This window comes from Curtobacterium sp. LFS084 (assembly GCF_047977705.1).
Taxonomy (GTDB): Bacteria; Actinomycetota; Actinomycetes; order Actinomycetales; family Microbacteriaceae; genus Curtobacterium.
The window spans coordinates 1-18,516 of sequence record NZ_JBFPFM010000051.1 but is presented as its reverse complement, the minus strand read 5'-3'; the positions used below and the strand labels follow the sequence as shown (position 1 = coordinate 18,516).

At 72.0% G+C, this 18,516-nt stretch carries 17 protein-coding genes; 3 read left to right on the top strand and 14 right to left on the bottom strand.

All coding sequences use genetic code 11. The annotated features are described in order from the left end of the window. Nucleotides 1-48: 48 nt before the first annotated feature. From glmM to ACNQOV_RS16920, 6 genes are all read right to left on the bottom strand, one after another. Nucleotides 49-1,422 carry a phosphoglucosamine mutase gene (gene glmM, locus ACNQOV_RS16945; RefSeq protein ID WP_402266758.1) on the bottom strand — a complete coding sequence of 458 codons (1,374 nt, stop codon included), beginning with the start codon at nucleotides 1,420-1,422 and terminating at the stop codon, nucleotides 49-51. Nucleotides 1,423-1,444: 22 nt separating this feature from the next. Further along, nucleotides 1,445-1,930 (bottom strand): 30S ribosomal protein S9, encoded by a 486-nt coding sequence (gene rpsI / locus ACNQOV_RS16940; RefSeq protein ID WP_022906971.1) that lies wholly within the window; start codon nucleotides 1,928-1,930, stop codon nucleotides 1,445-1,447. A 38-nt stretch (nucleotides 1,931-1,968) separates the two neighbouring features. Then, the gene (rplM, locus tag ACNQOV_RS16935; protein WP_022906970.1) at nucleotides 1,969-2,415 is read right to left on the bottom strand and encodes a 50S ribosomal protein L13; all 447 of its coding nucleotides are present in this window, start codon (nucleotides 2,413-2,415) and stop codon (nucleotides 1,969-1,971) included. Between the two features lie 242 nt (nucleotides 2,416-2,657). Beyond that, the gene (locus ACNQOV_RS16930) at nucleotides 2,658-5,372 is read right to left on the bottom strand and encodes an ExeM/NucH family extracellular endonuclease (RefSeq protein ID WP_416396011.1); all 2,715 of its coding nucleotides are present in this window, start codon (nucleotides 5,370-5,372) and stop codon (nucleotides 2,658-2,660) included. Between the two features lie 83 nt (nucleotides 5,373-5,455). Next, a complete protein-coding gene (locus tag ACNQOV_RS16925; RefSeq protein WP_416396009.1) occupies nucleotides 5,456-6,202 on the bottom strand; it encodes an MBL fold metallo-hydrolase in 747 nt (248 codons plus the stop codon). Beyond that, nucleotides 6,199-7,116, bottom strand: a complete 918-nt coding sequence (locus ACNQOV_RS16920; protein ID WP_416396007.1) for a tRNA pseudouridine synthase A — start codon at nucleotides 7,114-7,116, stop codon at nucleotides 6,199-6,201. Before ACNQOV_RS16920 ends, ACNQOV_RS16925 begins: the two co-directional genes overlap by 4 nt. A 161-nt stretch (nucleotides 7,117-7,277) precedes the next feature. Here ACNQOV_RS16920 and ACNQOV_RS16915 point away from each other — a divergent pair, with 161 nt between their 5' ends. Both ACNQOV_RS16915 and ACNQOV_RS16910 read left to right on the top strand, forming a co-directional pair. Next, nucleotides 7,278-8,267, top strand: coding sequence for an ATP-binding cassette domain-containing protein (locus ACNQOV_RS16915; protein WP_416396005.1), 990 nt, complete (start codon nucleotides 7,278-7,280; stop codon nucleotides 8,265-8,267). Then, nucleotides 8,264-9,094, top strand: a complete 831-nt coding sequence (locus ACNQOV_RS16910; RefSeq protein ID WP_416396003.1) for an ABC transporter permease — start codon at nucleotides 8,264-8,266, stop codon at nucleotides 9,092-9,094. The genes ACNQOV_RS16915 and ACNQOV_RS16910 overlap by 4 nt, the downstream gene beginning before the upstream one ends. Here ACNQOV_RS16910 and ACNQOV_RS16905 read toward each other — a convergent pair. The 8 genes from ACNQOV_RS16905 to infA all read right to left on the bottom strand — a co-directional run bounded on the left by ACNQOV_RS16905 (nucleotide 9,076) and on the right by infA (nucleotide 16,851). Beyond that, on the bottom strand, nucleotides 9,076-12,288 hold the full coding sequence (locus tag ACNQOV_RS16905; RefSeq protein ID WP_416396001.1) for a BTAD domain-containing putative transcriptional regulator: 3,213 nt from the start codon (nucleotides 12,286-12,288) through the stop codon (nucleotides 9,076-9,078). The two genes, ACNQOV_RS16910 and ACNQOV_RS16905, sit on opposite strands and share 19 nt — an antisense overlap. A gap of 61 nt (nucleotides 12,289-12,349) precedes the next feature. Further along, nucleotides 12,350-13,468: an FUSC family protein gene (locus ACNQOV_RS16900; protein WP_416395999.1), complete on the bottom strand. Its 1,119-nt coding sequence runs from the start codon at nucleotides 13,466-13,468 to the stop codon at nucleotides 12,350-12,352. A 209-nt stretch (nucleotides 13,469-13,677) separates the two neighbouring features. Beyond that, the gene (gene rplQ / locus ACNQOV_RS16895) at nucleotides 13,678-14,244 is read right to left on the bottom strand and encodes a 50S ribosomal protein L17 (RefSeq protein ID WP_402266742.1); all 567 of its coding nucleotides are present in this window, start codon (nucleotides 14,242-14,244) and stop codon (nucleotides 13,678-13,680) included. Nucleotides 14,245-14,310: 66 nt separating this feature from the next. Then, complete coding sequence (locus ACNQOV_RS16890; protein ID WP_416395997.1) at nucleotides 14,311-15,306, bottom strand: DNA-directed RNA polymerase subunit alpha; 996 nt, start codon at nucleotides 15,304-15,306, stop codon at nucleotides 14,311-14,313. Between the two features lie 190 nt (nucleotides 15,307-15,496). Next, entirely contained in the window at nucleotides 15,497-15,895 is a 399-nt protein-coding gene (rpsK, locus tag ACNQOV_RS16885) for a 30S ribosomal protein S11 (RefSeq protein WP_017885507.1), read from the bottom strand. 9 nt (nucleotides 15,896-15,904) lie between these two features. Continuing rightward, the gene (gene rpsM / locus ACNQOV_RS16880; RefSeq protein ID WP_058728274.1) at nucleotides 15,905-16,279 is read right to left on the bottom strand and encodes a 30S ribosomal protein S13; all 375 of its coding nucleotides are present in this window, start codon (nucleotides 16,277-16,279) and stop codon (nucleotides 15,905-15,907) included. Nucleotides 16,280-16,442: 163 nt separating this feature from the next. Continuing rightward, a complete protein-coding gene (rpmJ, locus tag ACNQOV_RS16875; RefSeq protein WP_022903266.1) occupies nucleotides 16,443-16,559 on the bottom strand; it encodes a 50S ribosomal protein L36 in 117 nt (38 codons plus the stop codon). A 70-nt stretch (nucleotides 16,560-16,629) separates the two neighbouring features. After that, entirely contained in the window at nucleotides 16,630-16,851 is a 222-nt protein-coding gene (infA, locus tag ACNQOV_RS16870) for a translation initiation factor IF-1 (protein ID WP_017885509.1), read from the bottom strand. 289 nt (nucleotides 16,852-17,140) lie between these two features. Between infA and ACNQOV_RS16865 the strand changes: the two genes are divergently transcribed. Continuing rightward, entirely contained in the window at nucleotides 17,141-18,430 is a 1,290-nt protein-coding gene (locus ACNQOV_RS16865) for an LCP family protein (RefSeq protein WP_416395992.1), read from the top strand. Nucleotides 18,431-18,516: the final 86 nt, after the last annotated feature.

Here is an 18,516-nt window from a genome sequence, read left to right as displayed (position 1 = left end):
CGGCCGGGGCTGCCCGCGCCGATACGCGCCGCCGGGCGGCCCGCGCGGCTACGCGCGGTCGAGCGCCAACCGCGCGCGCACGACGTCGGCGAGCTCCTCGGCGACGCGCTCGGCATCCGCCTGGGAGGCCGCCTCGACCATGACCCGCACGACGGGCTCGGTACCGGACGGCCGGAGCAGCACCCGGCCCGTGTCCCCGAGCTCGGTCGTCGCCGCTGCCACGGCGTCCTGCACGCCCTGGTCCGCCAGGCCGTGCCGGTCGACACCGCGCACGTTCACGAGCACCTGCGGGAACACGGTCATGCACGACGCGAGCTGTTCGAGCGTCCTGCCCGTCCGGGCCATCTCGGCGACGAGGTGCAACCCGGTGAGGATGCCGTCGCCCGTGGTGGCGTACTCGTTGAAGATGATGTGGCCGGACTGCTCACCGCCGAGCGAGAACCCGCCCTCGGTCATCTTCTCGAGGACGTAGCGGTCACCGACGCCGGTCTCGAGCACCGTGATGCCCGCGTCCGCCATGGCCCGCTTGAGCCCGAGGTTCGACATGACCGTCGCGACGAGGGTGTCGGACACCAGGTGCCCGCGCTCCTGCAGCGACAGCGCGAGGATGGCCATGATCTGGTCGCCGTCGATCGCGTTGCCGGCGGCGTCGACCGCGAGGCAGCGGTCCGCGTCGCCGTCGTGCGCGATGCCGACGTCCGCGCCGTGCTCGAGCACCGCACGGGCGAGGTTGTCGATGTGGGTGGACCCGACACCGTCGTTGATGTTCATGCCGTCCGGGTCGGCACCGATGAGGGTGACCCGGGCCCCGGCGTTCACGAAGACCTCGGGCGAGACGCCCGCGGCGGCGCCGTTCGCACAGTCGAGCACGACGTGGATGCCGTCGAGCCGGTGCGGCAGCGTGCCGAGCAGGTGGACGACGTAGCGGTCCTCGGCGTCGGCGAACCGGGTGATCCGGCCCACGTCACGACCGGTGGGGGTCGGTGCGGAGTGGTCGTGCATGGCCGCCTCGATGCGGTCCTCGACCTCGTCCGGGAGCTTCCGGCCGCCCGTGGCGAAGAACTTGATCCCGTTGTCGGGTGCGGGGTTGTGCGACGCGGAGATCATCACGCCGAAGTCGGCGTCGATGTCCGCGACGAGGAACGCCGCAGCGGGGGTGGGGATGACCCCGGCGTCGAGCACGTCGACCCCGGCCGAGGCGAGCCCGGCCGCGACCGCGGCGCCGAGGAACTCGCCCGAGACGCGCGGGTCGCGCGCGAGGACCGCACGAGGGCGCGGTCGACCGGACGCCCGACGGGCGTCCGCGTGGTGTCCGTGTGTGAGGACGGCCGCGCTCGCCTGGGCAAGACCCAGTGCGAGCGCGGCCGTCAGCTCGCCGTTGGCGAGACCACGAACCCCGTCGGTACCGAACAGACGCGGCATGGCGATCTTCAGCCGGTGACGACTAGCGCTTCGAGAACTGCGACGCCTTGCGGGCCTTCTTGAGACCAGCCTTCTTGCGCTCGATGACGCGGGCGTCACGGGTGAGGAAGCCGGCCTTCTTGAGGGTGGCGCGGTTGTTCTCGCGGTCGATCTCGTTCAGCGAACGGGCGATGGCGAGGCGGAGCGCACCGGCCTGACCCGAGGGGCCGCCACCAGTGATGCGGGCGACGACGTCGTAGGCGCCGAGGAGCTCGAGCACCTTGAACGGGTCGTTGATGAGCTGCTGGTGCAGCTTGTTCGGGAAGTAGTCCTCGAGCGAGCGGCCGTTCACGACGAACGAGCCGGAGCCCGGGACGAGACGGACGCGCGCGATGGCCTCCTTGCGGCGCCCGACGGCACCGCCCGAGACGTTGAGGATCTGACGGGGAGCGGCCTCGGAAGCGGCGGGTGCGCTCTCCGTGGTGAAGCTCTCCGGGGTCTGGTCGAGGGAATCAGCGATCTGAGCCATGAGTTTTACCTAGTCCTTGGAAGTCGTCGTGGCCGGAACTACTGTGCGACCTGGTCGAAGGTGTACGCCTTGGGCTGCTGCGCCGAGTGCGGGTGCTCCGCGCCGGCGTAGACCTTCAGCTTCTTGAGCTGCTCGCGACCGAGGGTGTTCTTCGGGAGCATGCCGCGGATCGCCTTCTCGACGGCGCGGGTCGGGTGCTTCTCGAGCATCTCCGGGTAGGAGGTCGCCGTGAGGCCGCCCGGGTAGCCCGAGTGGCGGTAGTAGACCTTCTTCGCGAGCTTCGAACCGGTCAGGGCGACCTTGTCGGCGTTCACGATGATGACGTAGTCACCCATGTCCATGTGCTGGGCGAAGGTGGCCTTGTGCTTGCCGCGCAGGAGCGCCGCGGCGTGGGTGGCGAGACGGCCGAGGACGACGTCGGTCGCGTCGATGACGATCCAGTCGTGCTGGACGTCTGCCGGCTTCGGGGAGAACGTACGAGTCACAGTGGTGCTGCTTTCGTGTCGAGGTGAGGAGTCCGTGAATCCCGCTCCGGTGGGTGTTCACGTGGGAGAACCCGTGTGAACTGCCCGGTGGAGGGCTCATCTGACTGTCCGGCGCACGGAGCGCGCAGACCAAGGTGAGAGCCTACCCGACGCGACTCGCGTTGTCGAACGCGCGCGGAGACGGACGGGAGGCACGGTGCGGGCCCGCACCGTGCCTCCCGTCCGTCAGCCGGTCAGGTCGGTCAGCCGAACAGGCTCCGCAACCACGCGATCAGCGCGGCGAGCGCCGCGAGCGCGTCGGCGACGGTGTGCCCACCGTGTCCGGGACCGCCGTGACCGGGGTCGCCACCGTGCCCGGGGTTCCCACCGCCCGGGGTGCCGACGCCCGGCAGGTCGATGCCCACCACGACCGGGTCGTGGTCGCTCGCCCGGTAGACGTCGTCGCGGTACAGGTCGGTGACGTTGTAGTCGTAGCGGCTGTACTCGAGGCCGACCGACTCGACCGAGTTGATGTTCCAGATGTCCACGCCCGTGACGGTCCCCACTGCAGCAGGAGACGCGAACACGTGGTCGAGCGACCCGCTCAGCCCACCGAACACGTAGGACCACTCCGCCGCGTCCTCGGTCGGGCCGAGGTCGGTGTAGCCGGCGTCCTCGAGGGCGACAACCGGGTCCTCCTCGCTGTAGGCGTTGAAGTCGCCGAGCATGAACACCTTGTCGGTCCGCGCCTGGCGCTGCATCGCGGTCGAGAACGTCACGAGCGCCTTCGCCTGCTCGACGCGCGAGTGGTTCGACGCACCCTGCCCGTCGCCCTGGTCGGCGTCGACGCCCTCGCCGGAGCCCTTCGACTTGAAGTGGTTCGCGATGACGAGGAAGGTGTCCTTCGCGCTCGGCTTCTGCGCACCCTTGCCCTTGCCGGGCTTCGTCGTGACCGGGGCGAAGGCCTGTGCGAGCGGCTGCCGGGCGTTCGTGAACGCCGTCGAGTCGGTCAGGATCGTCGACGAGCCGACCGGCTGCACGCGGTCCTTCTTGTAGATGAGCGCGAGCCGGATGACGTCCTCGCTCGACGGCAGCTTCGACGGCGACTTCGCGTACGCCCAGGTGTCCTTGCCGGTCGCGGCGTTGAGCGCGGCCACGAGGGTCGCCACCGCCGCGTCACGGTCCTGGTCGAAGCGCGCGGAGTTCTCGATCTCCTCGAGCGACACGACGTCGGCGCCGAGCCCGTTGATCGCCTTGACGATCTTCACCTGCTGGCGAGCGAGGTCGTCGGCGTTCGCGGCACCGCGGGCGTCGCAGCCACCCCGGACGGTCACGGGGTCGCCGTCACGGTCGGTGTAGTACGTGCAACCGGTGAGCTGGTCGCCCGTCGTCGGGAAGTAGTTCAGGACGTTGAACCCGGCGAGCCGGATGTCCCCGCCGACGTCCTCCGGCGCCGCCGTGCGGACGTTCGAGAACGACACCGGCAGGTCGGCGGCCGGGGTGGCGCCGGTGATCGGCGTCGTCGGCTGGAACTTCCACGAGTCGTTCCGGTAGTCGAGGACGACCGGCTCGCGGAAGGTCGCGGCGGCGCCGACCGTGACCGGGCCCTGCGTGAGCCACGACACCGGGATCGACTGGTTCGCCGCGCTGAGGAAGTTCGTGCTCGCACCGTCGTCGAGGACGACCGTGCGCGCCGCGTTGTCCGCGGTCACGGCAGCGGCCGCGGCACTGCCCGGACGGGCGACCTCGGTCGGCTGGAGCAGGCGCTGCTTCCCCGTCGCCAGGACGACCTCGCCGTACTGGTTCGTCGTGTAGTTGTCCGCGACCGTGTAGTCGCCCTGCGGTTGGACGAGCATGCTCTCGAGCGACTCGCGCTGGGCGTCGGTGCGCGGGAAGGCGAGGGTCGCCGGGACCGGCTGGACGACGCCCGCGGCCGGGAGCTTCGTCAGTCCGGCGGCGGTCGGGACCGTCAGCTCGGTCAGCCCGTTGAACTCCGACACCGTGCCGGTCAGGCGCACCGCGTCACCGATCGCCACGCTGCCGACGGTCGCCGACGAGTAGACGAAGACGGCGTCCGACGCGGTGTGCGTCCCGAGGTCGAGCGCGCCACCGGTGCCGGCGGTCTGGATCGTGTAGCCAGAGAAGCCGCCGGTGGCGTACACCGCGGTGACGACGCCGTCGGTCGTGACGGCCTTGCCCGCGTACGGCGAGGTGTCCGTGGTCCCCTGCAGCTGGGCGATCGTGACCCGCTCGGCCGGGGTCGTCCCGCCGTCGCCGGGATCGGTCGGGTCCGTGGGGTCGGTCGGGTCGGTCGGGTCGGTCGGCTGCGTGGTCTCGCCCGCGGCGTTCTCCGGCGTGACGGTGCTCGTCACCGAGAAGTCGGCCGCGTTCGAGTCGGTGTCGGTCGTCCCCGTGCGGGTCAGGGCGTCCGGCACGGAGTTCGCCGTGCCGGCCTTCGCGACCGCGGTCTCGAACGTGTTCGAGGTGCCGTAGCCGAGCAGGTCGACGACGCCGGGGGTGCCCGTCGTCACCGCACCGGCGGGCAGGCTGAGTGCCGTGGCCTGGTCGGACAGGACGAGGGTGCCGGTCGACCCCGACGGGTTCAGCCCGGTGACGGCGTCCGGCTCCGGGAGCGCCTCGCCGTTCGTGCCGTTCGAGCCCATCTGCACGAGGTAGGTGCCGTGTGCGGGGACGGAACCGGCGAGCTTGCCGACCGCGGGTGCGCCGGTGCTGGTCGCGGCGCGGTACTGCACCGACCAGCCGTCGACGCTGACGGGGCTGTCGGTGGGGTTGCCGAGCTCGACGAACTTGTTCGTGAACGGCTGGTTCGCGCTGCCGCCCTTGAGGTAGGCCTCCTCGATGACGAGGCCCGTCCCCTGGGGGTTCGCGGCGGCCGTGGAGACGGAGACGAGCGGAGCGGCGACGAGCGCGGCTGCAGCGGTGGCGCACAGCAGAGTGCGCCCGACGGATCTGTGCATGCCGGCACGCTACCGACCTGCGGGGCCCCACAGGTTTCCGGCGGGTGAACGATCCGTTCCACCCCTGATCGGGGTGCAGCCCGTCAGGCGCCGATCGGCACCCACGCCGACCCGACGCGGTGCACTGCGGGGCCGTGTCCCGGCAGCAGGATCTCCGGCACCGGGAGTGCCCGAGCCGACTCGACGGCGCGGGCCTGGTCGGCGGTGAAGAACGGCGTGATCATCCGCGGGCGCGGGGACCAGGACGCCGGCTGCGTGTCGTGCCGGCTGACGACCGCGTCCCCGGTGACGATGGCGTTCGCCGCGGGCAGCAGGTAGGCGGTCGAGCCGTCGGTGTGCCCGGCGGCGGGCGTCGGCGCGATCGCCCGTCCGGCGAAGTCCGCGCCGGTGAACGCCCGCGCGGTCGGCACGACGGTCGGGCGCAGGGCGTCGGACCGGATCGCCCGGGCGAGCCACCGGAGGACCCGCGGCGCCGCGAGTCGACCACCGATCTCGGCCGGGGTGACCTGCTGCCTGCCGGGTCCGCGGACGTTGTCGAGCTCGTCGGCGTGGGCGAGCACCTCGACGTGCGGGTACCGCTCGAGGATCCCCGGGATCCCGCCGACGTGGTCGACGTGCCCGTGCGTGACGTACACCCGGCGCAGGTCGTCGAGCTCGTGGCCCGCGTACCGCACGGTGTCGAGCACGAGGTCGGTGTCGGCCGGGTAGCCGGCGTCGATCAGTGCGACGCCGTCCTCCTCGGCGAGGACGACCCAGTTCGACACGGGTCCCTCGACGAACACCACCCCGGGTGCGACGGACACGACGGAACGGGGTTCGCGGGAGCTCATCCCCCGACGCTACCGCCGTCGTCGGACGTGCCGCGTCGCGCCCGGGTCTGCGCGGCGCGGGCTGCCAGCTCGTCGTCGGCCGGGTACCCGACCTCGGTGAGGGTCAGGCCCTTCGCGGGCGCGACCTTGAACTCGCTCGTCCGGGTCTCGGCGACGCGCAGCTCCTCGAGCCGGTCCGCGCCGAAGCGGCCCTCGCCGACGGCGATCGTCGCCCCCACCATCGCCCGGACCATGGAGTGGCAGAAGGCGTCGGCCTGGAGGCGCGCCACCAGCACGCCGTCCGGCTCGCGGTCCCAGCGGAACTCCTGCAGGGTCCGGATCGTCGTCGCCCCCTCGCGCGGCTTGCAGAACGTCGCGAAGTCGTGCAGCCCGAGCAGCCGCAGCGCACCGCGCTCCATCGCCGCCGGGTCCAGCCGCGTCGGGTGCCAGACCGTGTGCCCCCGCCGACGTGGATCGCGCGGGGCGTCGGCGTCCGCGATCCGGTACGAGTAGCGCCGCCAGAGCGGGGAGAACCGGGCGTCGAACCCGTCCGGCGCGACCGTGGCCCCTGTGACGACGACGTCCCCCTCCGGTGCCGCGATGCCGTTCACGCGCTTGACCAGTCCGTCCAGCGGCGAGCGCCCCGACCCCCGCTTGGCGGCCAGCGCGTCCCACTGCGCCGGCGTGAGGTCGAGGTGGGCGACCTGACCGGTCGCGTGCACGCCGGCGTCGGTGCGTCCGGCCACGGTGAGCAGCGGCGGTTCGCCCCACCGGGTGAAGACGGTGGCGAGCGCCGCTTCGAGCGCGCCCTGCACGGTCCGGAGGCCGGGCTGCCGGGCCCACCCGGAGAACGCGGCACCGTCGTAGGCGATGTCCAACCGCAGCCGCACGCCACCAACGTCACCGCCGCCCTGCGGGCCTGCCGTCTCGTCCACCAGGCCACCGTACCGGGGCCGGACCGCGCCTCCCGGCCCCACGTGCTGACACGCACCCCGACCCGGCGTCAGCGCCACGTCAGTGCCGCGTGAGCGCCCGACGGCAGCATCGTCCTCGACATCGACGAACGGCGTCGAGTCCGAACGGAAGGAACGAGCGCATGACCACCACTCCGCTCGCGGTCGAGGCCACCGGCCTCGTCAAGGTCTTCGGGACGAACCGTGCGGTGGACGGTGTCGACCTCCGTGTGGAGGCGGGCACGGTCTACGGCGTGCTGGGGCCGAACGGCGCCGGCAAGACCACCACGATCTCGATGCTCGCGACGCTGCTCACGGCGGACGCCGGCGAGGCCCGCATCTTCGGGCGGGACGTCCGGCGCGAGGCGCAGGCCGTCCGCTCCCTCATCGGCGTGACCGGCCAGTACGCCAGTGTCGACGAGACGCTCAGCGCGACCGAGAACCTCGTCATCTTCTCCCGTCTGCTCGGCCTGGGCCGCGCCGAGTCGAAGCGGAAGGCGGCCGAGCTGCTCGAGCGCTTCGGGCTGACCGAGGCGGCCTCGCGTCCGCTGCGGAACTTCTCCGGCGGCATGCGTCGCCGGCTCGACCTCGCCGCGAGCCTCATCGCACAGCCCCCGCTGCTGTTCCTCGACGAGCCGACCACGGGCCTCGACCCGCGCACCCGCGCGCAGATGTGGGACACGATCCGTGACCTCGTCGCGACCGGGTCGACCGTCCTGCTGACGACGCAGTACCTCGACGAGGCCGACCAGCTGGCCGACCGGATCGCCGTCATCGACCACGGGCGGGTGGTCGCGGAGGGCACCGGTGACGAGCTGAAGGCCTCGATCGGCACCTCGTCGCTGCAGCTCCGGCTGTCCGATGCCCTCCGGCTCGACGCCGCCCGCGCCATCGTGCGGAACACGCTCGGTGTCGACGCGGTGGCCAGCCCCGAGGGCTCGCGCCTGACCGCCCCGATGTCCGACCCCGACCGCGTCACCGACCTGCTGGTGTCGTTCCGCGACGCCGGCATCTCCCTCGCCGAGATGAGCGTGCAGAAGCCGACGCTCGACGAGGTCTTCCTGACCATCACGGGTGCCCCGGCCACCACGGACGAGGACACCGACCACGAGCTCGCAGGGAGCATCGCATGACCACCATCGCCCCCACCCCCACGCAGACGCCGCGGATCACCCCGCGCCCCGGCATCGGCGGCGCCGGCCTCGGAGCCACGATCCGCCAGTCCTTCACGATGGCCTACCGCGGCCTCGTGAAGGTCCGTCGCACCCCCGAGCAGCTGTTCGACGTGACGCTCATGCCGATCGTCTTCACCGTGATGTTCACCTACATCTTCGGTGGCGCGATCGCCGGCGACGTCACGAGCTACCTGCCGGTCATCATCCCCGGCATCCTCGTGCAGACGAACATCACCTCGTCGATCGTCACCGGCGTCCAGCTCCGCGAGGACATGGACAAGGGCGTGTTCGACCGCTTCCGGTCGTTGCCGATCGCCCGCATCGCCCCGCTCGCCGGTGCGCTCCTCGCCGACACCGTCCGGTACGCGATCGCCACCGCCATCACCTTCACGGTCGGCATCGTCATGGGGCTGCGTCCTGCCGGCGGTGTCGGTGCGACCGTGCTCGCCGGTGTGCTCGTCGTCGTCGTCGCGTGGGCGATCAGCTGGATCTTCGCGTACTTCGGCGTGATCGCCCGCACCGCGTCGAGCGTCTCGGGCATCGCCAACCTGGTGCTGTTCCCGCTGACGTTCCTGTCGAACGCGTTCGTCCCCACCGACACCCTGCCGTCCTGGCTGCGCTGGTTCACCGAGGTCAACCCGATCTCGCACCTCATCACCGCCGTGCGCGAGCTGATCAACCACGGCGCCGTCACCGGTGACCTCTGGATCAGCCTGCTCGGTGCCGCGGTGGTCGTCGCCGTGTTCGCGCCGCTGACGGTCCGCGCCTACATGCGGAAGGCGTAGCGGAGGTCCTCCAGCAGCGTCCTCGCCCCCGCGACGGCCTCGGCCCGGTCCCATCCGGCCGAGGCCGTCTCGGCGTCCACCACGCGGGTCTCGCCGAGCGCGTCGACGAGGAGCGGTCGGAGCCGACCGTGCGCGAGCACCGCGAAGTCCTGCCGGGTGCCGAACCGCATCGCGGCGCCCCAGCACCGAGCCGCCTCGGCCGGACGGTCGCTGCGCGCCGCCGCGACCGCGAGTCCCGCCAGGGTCGTGCCGATGACGGGCAGGTCGAGCCACCACGGGTGGACGCGGATCATCACGAGGGCGGCCTTCCGGATGCGGCGAGCGACCGCGCGTTCGTCGGCCTGGAGGCGCGGTGCGGCTTGGTCGGCCGCGCCGAGCGCCGCCTCGTCGACGGCCGCGATCCGCGCCGCGCCGGCCATCACCGTCCAGTGCGGTGTCGCCTTCCGGTGCGGCAGCACCCAGTCCCACGCCGCCGTGTACTGCGCGGCAGCGACGTCGAGGTCGCCCTCGAACCGGAGGCACTCCGCGCCGATCGCGACCGCGAGCACGCCGATCTGGGAGCGGTCGCCGTCGAAGCCGCCGCGCCCGGCGACCGGCCGGTGCTGCAGCTCGGCGGCGATCGACCGGGCGGTGTCCACGGCGCCGGTCGCGGCCGAGCAGAGCCCGACGGTCCAGCCGATCTCGTACAGGTCGTCCTCGGCGCCGAAGCGCTCGAGCTGCTCCCGCGCGCGGCCCGCGTTCGCGAGGGCGTCCGCGTACCGGCCCGTCTGGGCGAGGAGCTGCGTCATGGTGACGGCCACGGTGCCGATCGTCCACGCGTCGCCGGTGCGCTCCGCGAGTGTCTGCGCCCGGGTGGCGTACCGGAGCGCCGCCGCGAACTCGCCGTCGTTCTCGGCGAGGGGCGCGCTCAGCATGTTGGCGATGCCGGCCACGCCCTCGTCGGGGTCGTCGCGGAGGCGCGCGAGCAGAGCGGTGCCGGCGGCCGGACGTCCGAGCGTCAGGAGCAGGGCGGCCTGCGCGTCGAGCACCGGGAACCCCGTCGTCCCGACACGGCGGAGGCGCCGGAGCGTGGAGATCGCCCACGCCGCGGTCCGGCGGTCGTCGAACGCCGAGGACGCCCCGGCGACGACGAGTCCGACGTGCACGGCGGCGACGTCCTCGGCCGCGGGCGGACCCGAGCGCAGCACCGCGACCACGTCCGACGCGATCGCGGTCACCTCGCCGTGGGCGCCCCGGAGGGTCCAGTAGGCGCCGAGAGCGGCGAAGACGTGCGCGGTCGCCGAGGCGTCGTCGGTGCGGAGGCTCCAGCGGAGCAGGGTGACGAGGTTGTCGGCCTCGCGCTGGACGTCGTGGAAGCGGTCGAGCTGGTCCGGACCGGTGAGCGTGAACAGGTTCCTGCTGGCGGCGAAGTCCCGCCCCCAGCGGATCATCGCCGTGCGCACGGCCTCGGTCGTCCCGCGTTCGTCGAGCCGCGCGGCCCCGAACTCGCGGACGGTCTCGAGCAGGCGGTAGCGGACCGGCTCCCCCTCGACCTCGACGAGCTGCACGAGGGACTGCTCGACGAGTTCGGCGAGGTCGTCGAGCGCCTCGGGGCGACGGTCCGGAGCTGCCACGGCCTCGACGGCGTCGACCGCCAGGCCGTCCGGGAAGAGTGCCAGGCGCGTCAGGAGGTCCTGCGCGCCCGCGTCGAGCAGGCGCCAGCTCCACTCGATGACCGCCAGGAGGGTGCGGTGCCGCTCCGGAGCGCTGCGGTCGCCGCCGCGGAGCAGTGCGAACCGGTCGTCGAGCCGGCGCTCGATCTCGTCGATGCTCATCCCCCGGATCCGCGCCGCGGCCAGCTCGATCGCGAGCGGCGACCCGTCGAGCCGCGTGCAGATGCGGCGGACGGTGTCGACGGGCAGCACAGCCCCGGGTCGGGCAGCCCGGGCGCGCTCGGTGAACAGCCGGACCGCGGCACCGTCGGCCTCGACCGGCAGTGGTGCGAGGGGTGCCACGACCTCGCCGGCGATCGCGAGCGGTGCGCGCGAGGTCGTGAGGATCGTCAGGTCGGGGATGCTCGCGAGCAGGTCGGCGGCGAGTCCGGCGACGTCGCCGACGAGGTGCTCGCAGTTGTCCAGGACGAGGACCGTCGGGGCCTCCCCGAGCGCCCGCCCCACACCCGCACGCAGGTCGGCGACGACGACCTCACGCAGCGCGCGGGCGGAGCGGAACTCGGCCACCCCGAGCAGGGCGCCGAGCGCGGGGACGATGTCCTCGGCGGTGGCGATCGGTGCGAGCTCGAACACGACCACGCCGGTGGTCGGCGGCACCTCGGCGGCGACCGCCTGCGCGAGCCGGGTCTTGCCGAGCCCTCCGGCACCGAGGATCGTGACCAGCCGGTGGCGGGACAGCAGGTCCGCGACGGCGGCGAGGTCCTCCTGCCGTCCGACGAGCGTGTTCGGCGCGGCCCGCAGTCCGACCCGACGAGCGCGGCCGGAGTCGGCGGCGGACCGCCGGAGCAGGTCGGCGTGCAGCCGCACCAGGTCGGCGGAGGGGTCCGCGCCGAGCTCGTCGGCGAGGCGGTCGCGGTGCGTCGCGAACACGGCGAGCGCCTCGGCGTTCCGGCCGGCCGCGACGAGCGCGCGCATGCACCCGGCGACGGCGACCTCGTCGAAGGGGTTCGCCTGCGCCTCGGTCGTCCAGACGTCGACGGCCTCGTCCGCCGCACCGGAGTCGAGCAGCGCCGTGCCCAGGGCACGTCGGAGGGCCCGTCGCGCCGACGCCGCCCGGTCGGCCAGCACCACGCCGAGGTCCCCCTCGACGTCGTCACCGGGGCTCCCCCGCCACAGGTCGAGTGCCGCCCGGACCGTCGTCTCGTCGGCGTGCTGGGCTGCCGCACGTTCGGCGCGTTCGAGGTCCACGTCCTCGGGGTCGACCCCGAGTGCGTACCCGGTGCTGGTCGACACGACGACGCCGTCGGCCGTGCTGCGCCGGAGCCGGGAGACGAGCGTCTGCAGCGCAGCACGGGCGCCCCGCGGCTGGTCCTCGCCCCAGAGCTCGTCGATCAGCGTGTCGGTCGTCACCGCGTGTCCGCGGGCGAGCACCAGCGCGGTGAGGAACGCCCGGGCGAGGGCACCCGGCACCGCCGACGGCACCCCGGCCGGCCCCGTGACCGTCACCGGTCCGAGGACGGCGACGCACGGTCGTTCGGGCACGGTACGAGTCTACGGACGCACGCGGACGGGCGGTCGGGCGGTCGGGCGGTCGGGCGGTGCCTCAGCCGCGGGACCGCTCGGCGCCGAAGGGCCCGGTGCGGGTGTCGACGTCCGCGGTGGCTCGCCGTTCCGACTCGACGATGCCCCGCAGGGACACGAGTGCGGCCGACGTGACGGCGACGTGCGACGGGTTCTCCCGCGAGGCGTCGAGCGCGCGCTCGACCACCGCGATCGCCTCGTCACCCGCCGCTTGGTCGCACTCCCCGCGGATCACGCACGCGATCTCCCGGAGGGCCGACGCGAGCGGCGCGGCGAACTCGGGCGCCGGTCGGCCGAGCCCGTCCGACACCGGACCGGAGCGTGCGACGAGCTCGGTGAGGTCGGTCGTGTACCAGGCGACCCGCTCGAGGGCACGGAACCGGGCACCGTCCTGCTCGAGGCGTGCCCGCGATCCACGGAGCGCCCCACGGGGGTTCATCCGGCGGCTCTCGTGCGCGATCGAGACCCGCGACCGGACGTCGGCGATCGCCCGGTCGAGCCGGTCCTGCTGGCGGTCCCACGCCCGCTCGTCCCGGGTGCCGTCCTCGAGGACGACCGCGAGTCCGTCGAGGTGGTCGGCGAGCACCTGGTTCACGGCGTCGATGCGGTGCTCGGCGTCCCAGAAGTGCAGCGGTGGGAACACGAGGAAGTTGACGAGCAGGCCGACCACGACCCCGACGGCCATCTGCACCAGGTACCCGAGCGAGTAGCCCTCGGCGTGCGCGCCACCGACGAGCAGGACGAACAACGCGGCGGTCGACACCCAGGAGCTGCCCTCGCCGAGGACGCGGAACCCGCCCACGAGCACGCCGATCCCGACAGCCAGCGCGATCGCGAGGAAACCCGGGTCGCCGACCCACATCGTGAAGCCGGCCACGACGATGCCGAGGCCGATGCCGACGAGGGTCTGCACCCCGCTCCGGATGCCGGCGAACACCGTGGTCTGCATCGCCACGACCGCGCCGAGCGGTGCGTAGTACGGGTACTCGGCGGCGACTCCCGGCACGTGCCGCGCGATGAACCACGCGAGCACCGCCGCGACGGCGGCCTTCGCGGCGTGGAGCAGGCGCGGTTGCGTCCCGGAGGTCCGGCTCCACCGCCAGACCCGGGTCCCCACCCCCGCGATGTGCTCGAACTGCATCGGTCCCTCTCGTCGTGTCGGCCGGTCACGATACGGTGCCGCGCCTGTGCGGCGGTACCGCTCCCGCGTTCTGCGGCTCGGCCGCCTGCGGGCCAGGAGGAACGTGGCGGGCCCGCACCGCGCCTCCCGGCCGCCGTCCGGTCACCGTCGGGACGCGACGAAGCCCCCGCAACGCGTGTTGCGGGGGCTTCGTCGTGGTGGGGCTGTGACTACTTGTCGTCCGACTTCTCGGCGGCGTCGGCCTCGACCTCGGCGGCAGCCTCGGTCTCGGTCTCCTCGGCGACGGGAGCGGACTCCTCGGTGGTCTCGGTCTCCTCGACCGGGGCCTCCTCGGTGGTCTCCTCGGCGGCGGGCTCCTCGACCGGCGCGGCAGCAGCCGGGGCCGCGTTGCGCTTCACCGGGGCCGGCGTGCTCGACACCGGCTCGAGGACGAGCTCGATCGACGCGAGGGGAGCGTTGTCGCCCTTGCGGAAACCGAGCTTCGTGATGCGGGTGTAGCCGCCCTGACGGTCCTCGACCTGCGGGGCGATCTCGGTGAACAGCGTGTGCACGACGGACTTGTCGCGCAGGATGCTGATCACGCGACGACGCGCGTGCAGGTCGCCACGCTTCGCGAACGTGATGAGACGCTCGGCGACGGGACGGAGGCGCTTGGCCTTCGTCTCGGTGGTCGTGATGCGACCGTGCGTGAAGAGGGCGTTGGCGAGGTTGCTCAGGAGCAGGCGCTCGTGGGCGGGGCCGCCACCGAGGCGGGGGCCCTTGGTGGGCTTCGGCATGTCAGTTCTCCAGTGGTGATGGTGGTGCGCGCTGCGTCAGCGGCACGCGTGCGCGTGAGCGCGAGGTCAGTTGTTGGACTCGTCCTCGTCGTACCCGCTGTAGAAGTGGGCGCCGTCGAATCCGGGGACGGTGTCCTTGAGGGACAGGCCGAGCTCGGTGAGCTTGTCCTTGACCTCGTCCACCGACTTCTGACCGAAGTTGCGGATGTTCATGAGCTGCGTCTCCGACAGGGCGACGAGCTCGGACACCGTGTTGATGCCCTCCCGCTTGAGGCAGTTGTAGCTGCGGACCGACAGGTCCAGGTCCTCGATCGGGGTCTGCAGCTCGTTCGAGAGCACGGCGTCGACCGGCGCGGGGCCGATCTCGATGCCCTCGGCCGCGGTGTTGAGCTCGCGGGCGAGCCCGAACAGCTCGACGAGCGTGCGACCGGCCGACGCGATGGCGTCGCGCGGCGTGATCGCGGGCTTCGACTCGACGTCGACGACCAGACGGTCGAAGTCCGTGCGCTCGCCGGCACGCGTCGCCTCGACGCGGTAGGTGACCTTGAGGACCGGCGAGTAGATCGAGTCGATCGGGATCTGCCCGGCCTCGCTGAACTCCGAGCGGTTCTGCGTCGCCGAGACGTAGCCGCGGCCACGCTCGATCGTCAGCTCCAGCTCGAAGCGCGCGGTGTCGTTCAGGGTCGCGATGACGAGGTCCGGGTTGTGGATCTCGACGCCGGCCGGAGCGGAGATGTCCGCTGCGGTGACCTGACCGGCACCCTGCTTGCGCAGGTACGCCGTGATCGGCTCGTCGTGCTCGCTGGAGACGACCAGGCTCTTGATGTTGAGGATGATCTCGGTGACGTCTTCCTTGACACCGGGAACGGTGCTGAACTCGTGGAGGACGCCGTCGATGCGGATGCTGGTGACAGCCGCGCCGGGGATCGAGGAGAGGAGCGTGCGGCGCAGCGAGTTGCCGAGGGTGTAACCGAAGCCCGGCTCGAGCGGCTCGATGACGAAGCGCGAGCGGAACTCGGAGATCATCTCCTCGGTCAGGGTGGGGCGCTGTGCAATGAGCACTGTGGGATTCCTTTCGGCGGAGTGTCCGCTATATGACACTCGGCGGTACGACGGGGCCGACCGGGCCCCGACGGGTCTGTTGAGTTGTGATCACGCGCACCGGAGTGCGCGATCGAACGACCAGGAATGGCCGCGGGCCCTGCCCGCCCCCGTCAGGGGACGAGCAGGGCGCGGCCGGTTGCTCCTCGCGTCAGACGCGACGGCGCTTGGGCGGGCGGCACCCGTTGTGCGCCTGCGGCGTGACGTCGTTGATCGAGCCCACCTCGAGGCCAGCGGCCTGGAGCGAGCGGATCGCGGTCTCGCGGCCCGAACCCGGACCCTTCACGAAGACGTCGACCTTCTTGACGCCGTGCTCCTGCGCCTGACGCGCAGCGGACTCGGCGGCGAGCTGCGCCGCGAACGGCGTCGACTTGCGCGAACCCTTGAAGCCCACGGCACCCGAGGACGCCCAGCTGAGGACGGCACCCGACGGGTCGGTGATGCTGACGATCGTGTTGTTGAACGTGCTCTTGATGTGGGCCTGGCCCACGGCGACGTTCTTCTTCTCCTTGCGGCGCGGCTTGCGCGCGGCAGTCTTGGGGGTAGCCATGATGATCTCCTATCGGGCCTTCTTCTTGCCTGCCACGGTGCGCTTCGGTCCCTTGCGGGTACGCGCGTTGGTCTTGGTGCGCTGACCGCGCACCGGGAGACCACGACGGTGGCGGAGACCCTCGTAGCTACCGATCTCGACCTTGCGGCGGATGTCGGCTGCGACCTCGCGGCGGAGGTCACCCTCCACCTTGAAGTTGCCCTCGATGAAGTCACGGAGGGCGACGAGCTGGTCGTCGGTCAGGTCCTTGACGCGGATGTCACCGGAGATACCGGTCTCGGCGAGTGCCTGGACCGCGCGGGTACGGCCGACGCCGTAGATGTACGTGAGTGCGATCTCCACGCGCTTCTCGCGCGGGATGTCGACGCCTGCTAGACGTGCCATGTGCTGGCTGCTCCTGTTGTCGATGGAGGTGTGGAGCAGTACCGGTGCTCGGGCCTCCGCCCCGAGGTGTCCCCACTCGCGTGGTTCTTGGTACTGCGTTCGATGTTGAGTTGTGGATCCTGCTCACAGCCGCCCGAGGGCGATCCGCGTCAGGCAGCCGGGACTAGCCCTGGCGCTGCTTGTGGCGCGGGTTGCTCTTGCAGATCACCATGACGCGGCCCTTGCGGCGAATGACACGGCAGTGCTCGCAGATGGGCTTGACGCTGGGGTTGACCTTCATTGTTCTTTCCTCGTGCTCGCTGGCTTCGTGCTCGGCAGGGTTGCCGGGCCGTTCCTTTCCAGCTCGCGGATCACTTGTAGCGGTAGACGATCCGGCCGCGGGTCAGGTCGTACGGGCTCAGCTCCACGATCACGCGGTCCTCGGGGAGGATGCGGATGTAGTGCTGGCGCATCTTCCCGGAGATGTGCGCGAGGACCTTGTGTCCGTTGGTCAGCTCAACGCGGAACATCGCGTTGGGCAGAGCTTCGAGCACCGAGCCCTCGATCTCGATGACGCCGTCTTTCTTGGCCATAGCCTCACTGTCGCTTGGTTGGATTACCGGTGTGATCCCCGAGCCGGTCTGCGGGTCGGGCGCCACGCCCAGTAGGCATGGCACACCAAAGATCGATCTTATGTGGTAAACCGAGGATTGCCAAGTGGAGACGTCGAAGTGCCCACGTCTGGGGCTTCTCAGGGCAGTCTGAGCGTTCCACAGTGGTTTGACGGCGCGCTCCGGGTTCCCGCTGGCCGGCGGCACCTAGCGTGGCCGTCGCCCCGCGCCCGTGCAGACCGAGCCGCGCGGACCACCGAACGGAGACCACGTGCCCGACGCCACCCGACGCCCGCTCGCCCGCCACGGCCGGCTCCCCCGTCGCCGCGGCTGGGGCACGCTCGCGTCGATCGTGGCCTCCGCCCTCGCGGTCGTGCTGGTGAGCGGGACGAGCGTAGCGGCCATCGCCGGCGCCCAGCTCGCCACGGCGCCGAGGACGGTCAAGCTCAGCACGGACGACCAGAGCACCGCGCAGACGGCCGACATCACCGCGATCAAGGGCGGCGCGAACATCCTGCTGATCGGCAGCGACACCCGCGTCGGGCAGTTCGACTCGAACGAGGACGTCGAGGGCGCCCGCAACGACGTCACGATGCTCATCCACATCTCGCAGGACCACACCCAGCTGACCGCGGTGAGCTTCCCGCGCGACCTCATGGTGCCGATCCCGGCGTGCACGAACCCCGAGACCGGCAAGGCCTACCCCGCGGCCACGTCCGCGCAGTTCAACACGGCGCTCGGGAACGGCGGCGTCTCGTGCGTCGTCGACACGGTCGAGAACCTCACCGGCCTGAGCATCCCGTACGCGGGCCTCATCACGTTCGACGGTGTCATCGAGATGTCGAACGCGCTCGGCGGCGTGGACGTGTGCGTCGCGGACCCGATCAACGACACCTACACCGGGCTCCACCTGACCGCGGGCTCGCACAACCTCGAGGGCTCGGACGCGCTCGCCTTCCTCCGCACGCGGCACGGCGTCGGCGACGGCAGCGACCTCGCCCGCATCAGCTCGCAGCAGGTGTTCCTGTCGGCGCTGCTGCGCAAGGTCACCTCGGACGGGACCCTCTCGAACCCGATCACGCTCTACAAGCTCGCGGGCGCCGCGCTGTCGAACATGACGCTGTCCGACGGCCTCGCGCAGGCACGGACGCTCGTCGGCCTCGCGGGAGCGCTCCGCGGGATGAGCACCGCCAACATGCTGTTCGTGCAGTACCCGGTCGCGGACGACCCGACGAACAGCGCCCGGGTGATCGTCGACCAGGAGGCCGCCCACACCCTCAACGTGGCACTGCAGAACGACCAGAAGACCTCGCTGAGCGACTCGAGCACGGGTCGGGCGTCCGAGGAGTCCGCCAACGCGGGCACCGCGACGGCGTCCCCGTCCGCCGGCACGTCGTCCTCGACCGGCACCTCGTCGTCCGCGGGGTCCGCCGCCGGCACCGGGACGGGCACGGCGTCGGGTGCCGCCACGAGTTCGGCCTCGGCCTCGGCGACGCCGCTGCCGTCCTCGATCACGGGGCAGAGCGCCTCCGAGGAGACCTGCTCCGTCGGCAACGACTGATCAGGGCCACCCCGGCGGCGACTCGGGCCCGCGGCGCGGGTCGGCGGCGCGGGTCGGCGGCGCGGGTCGGCGGCGCGGGTCGGCGG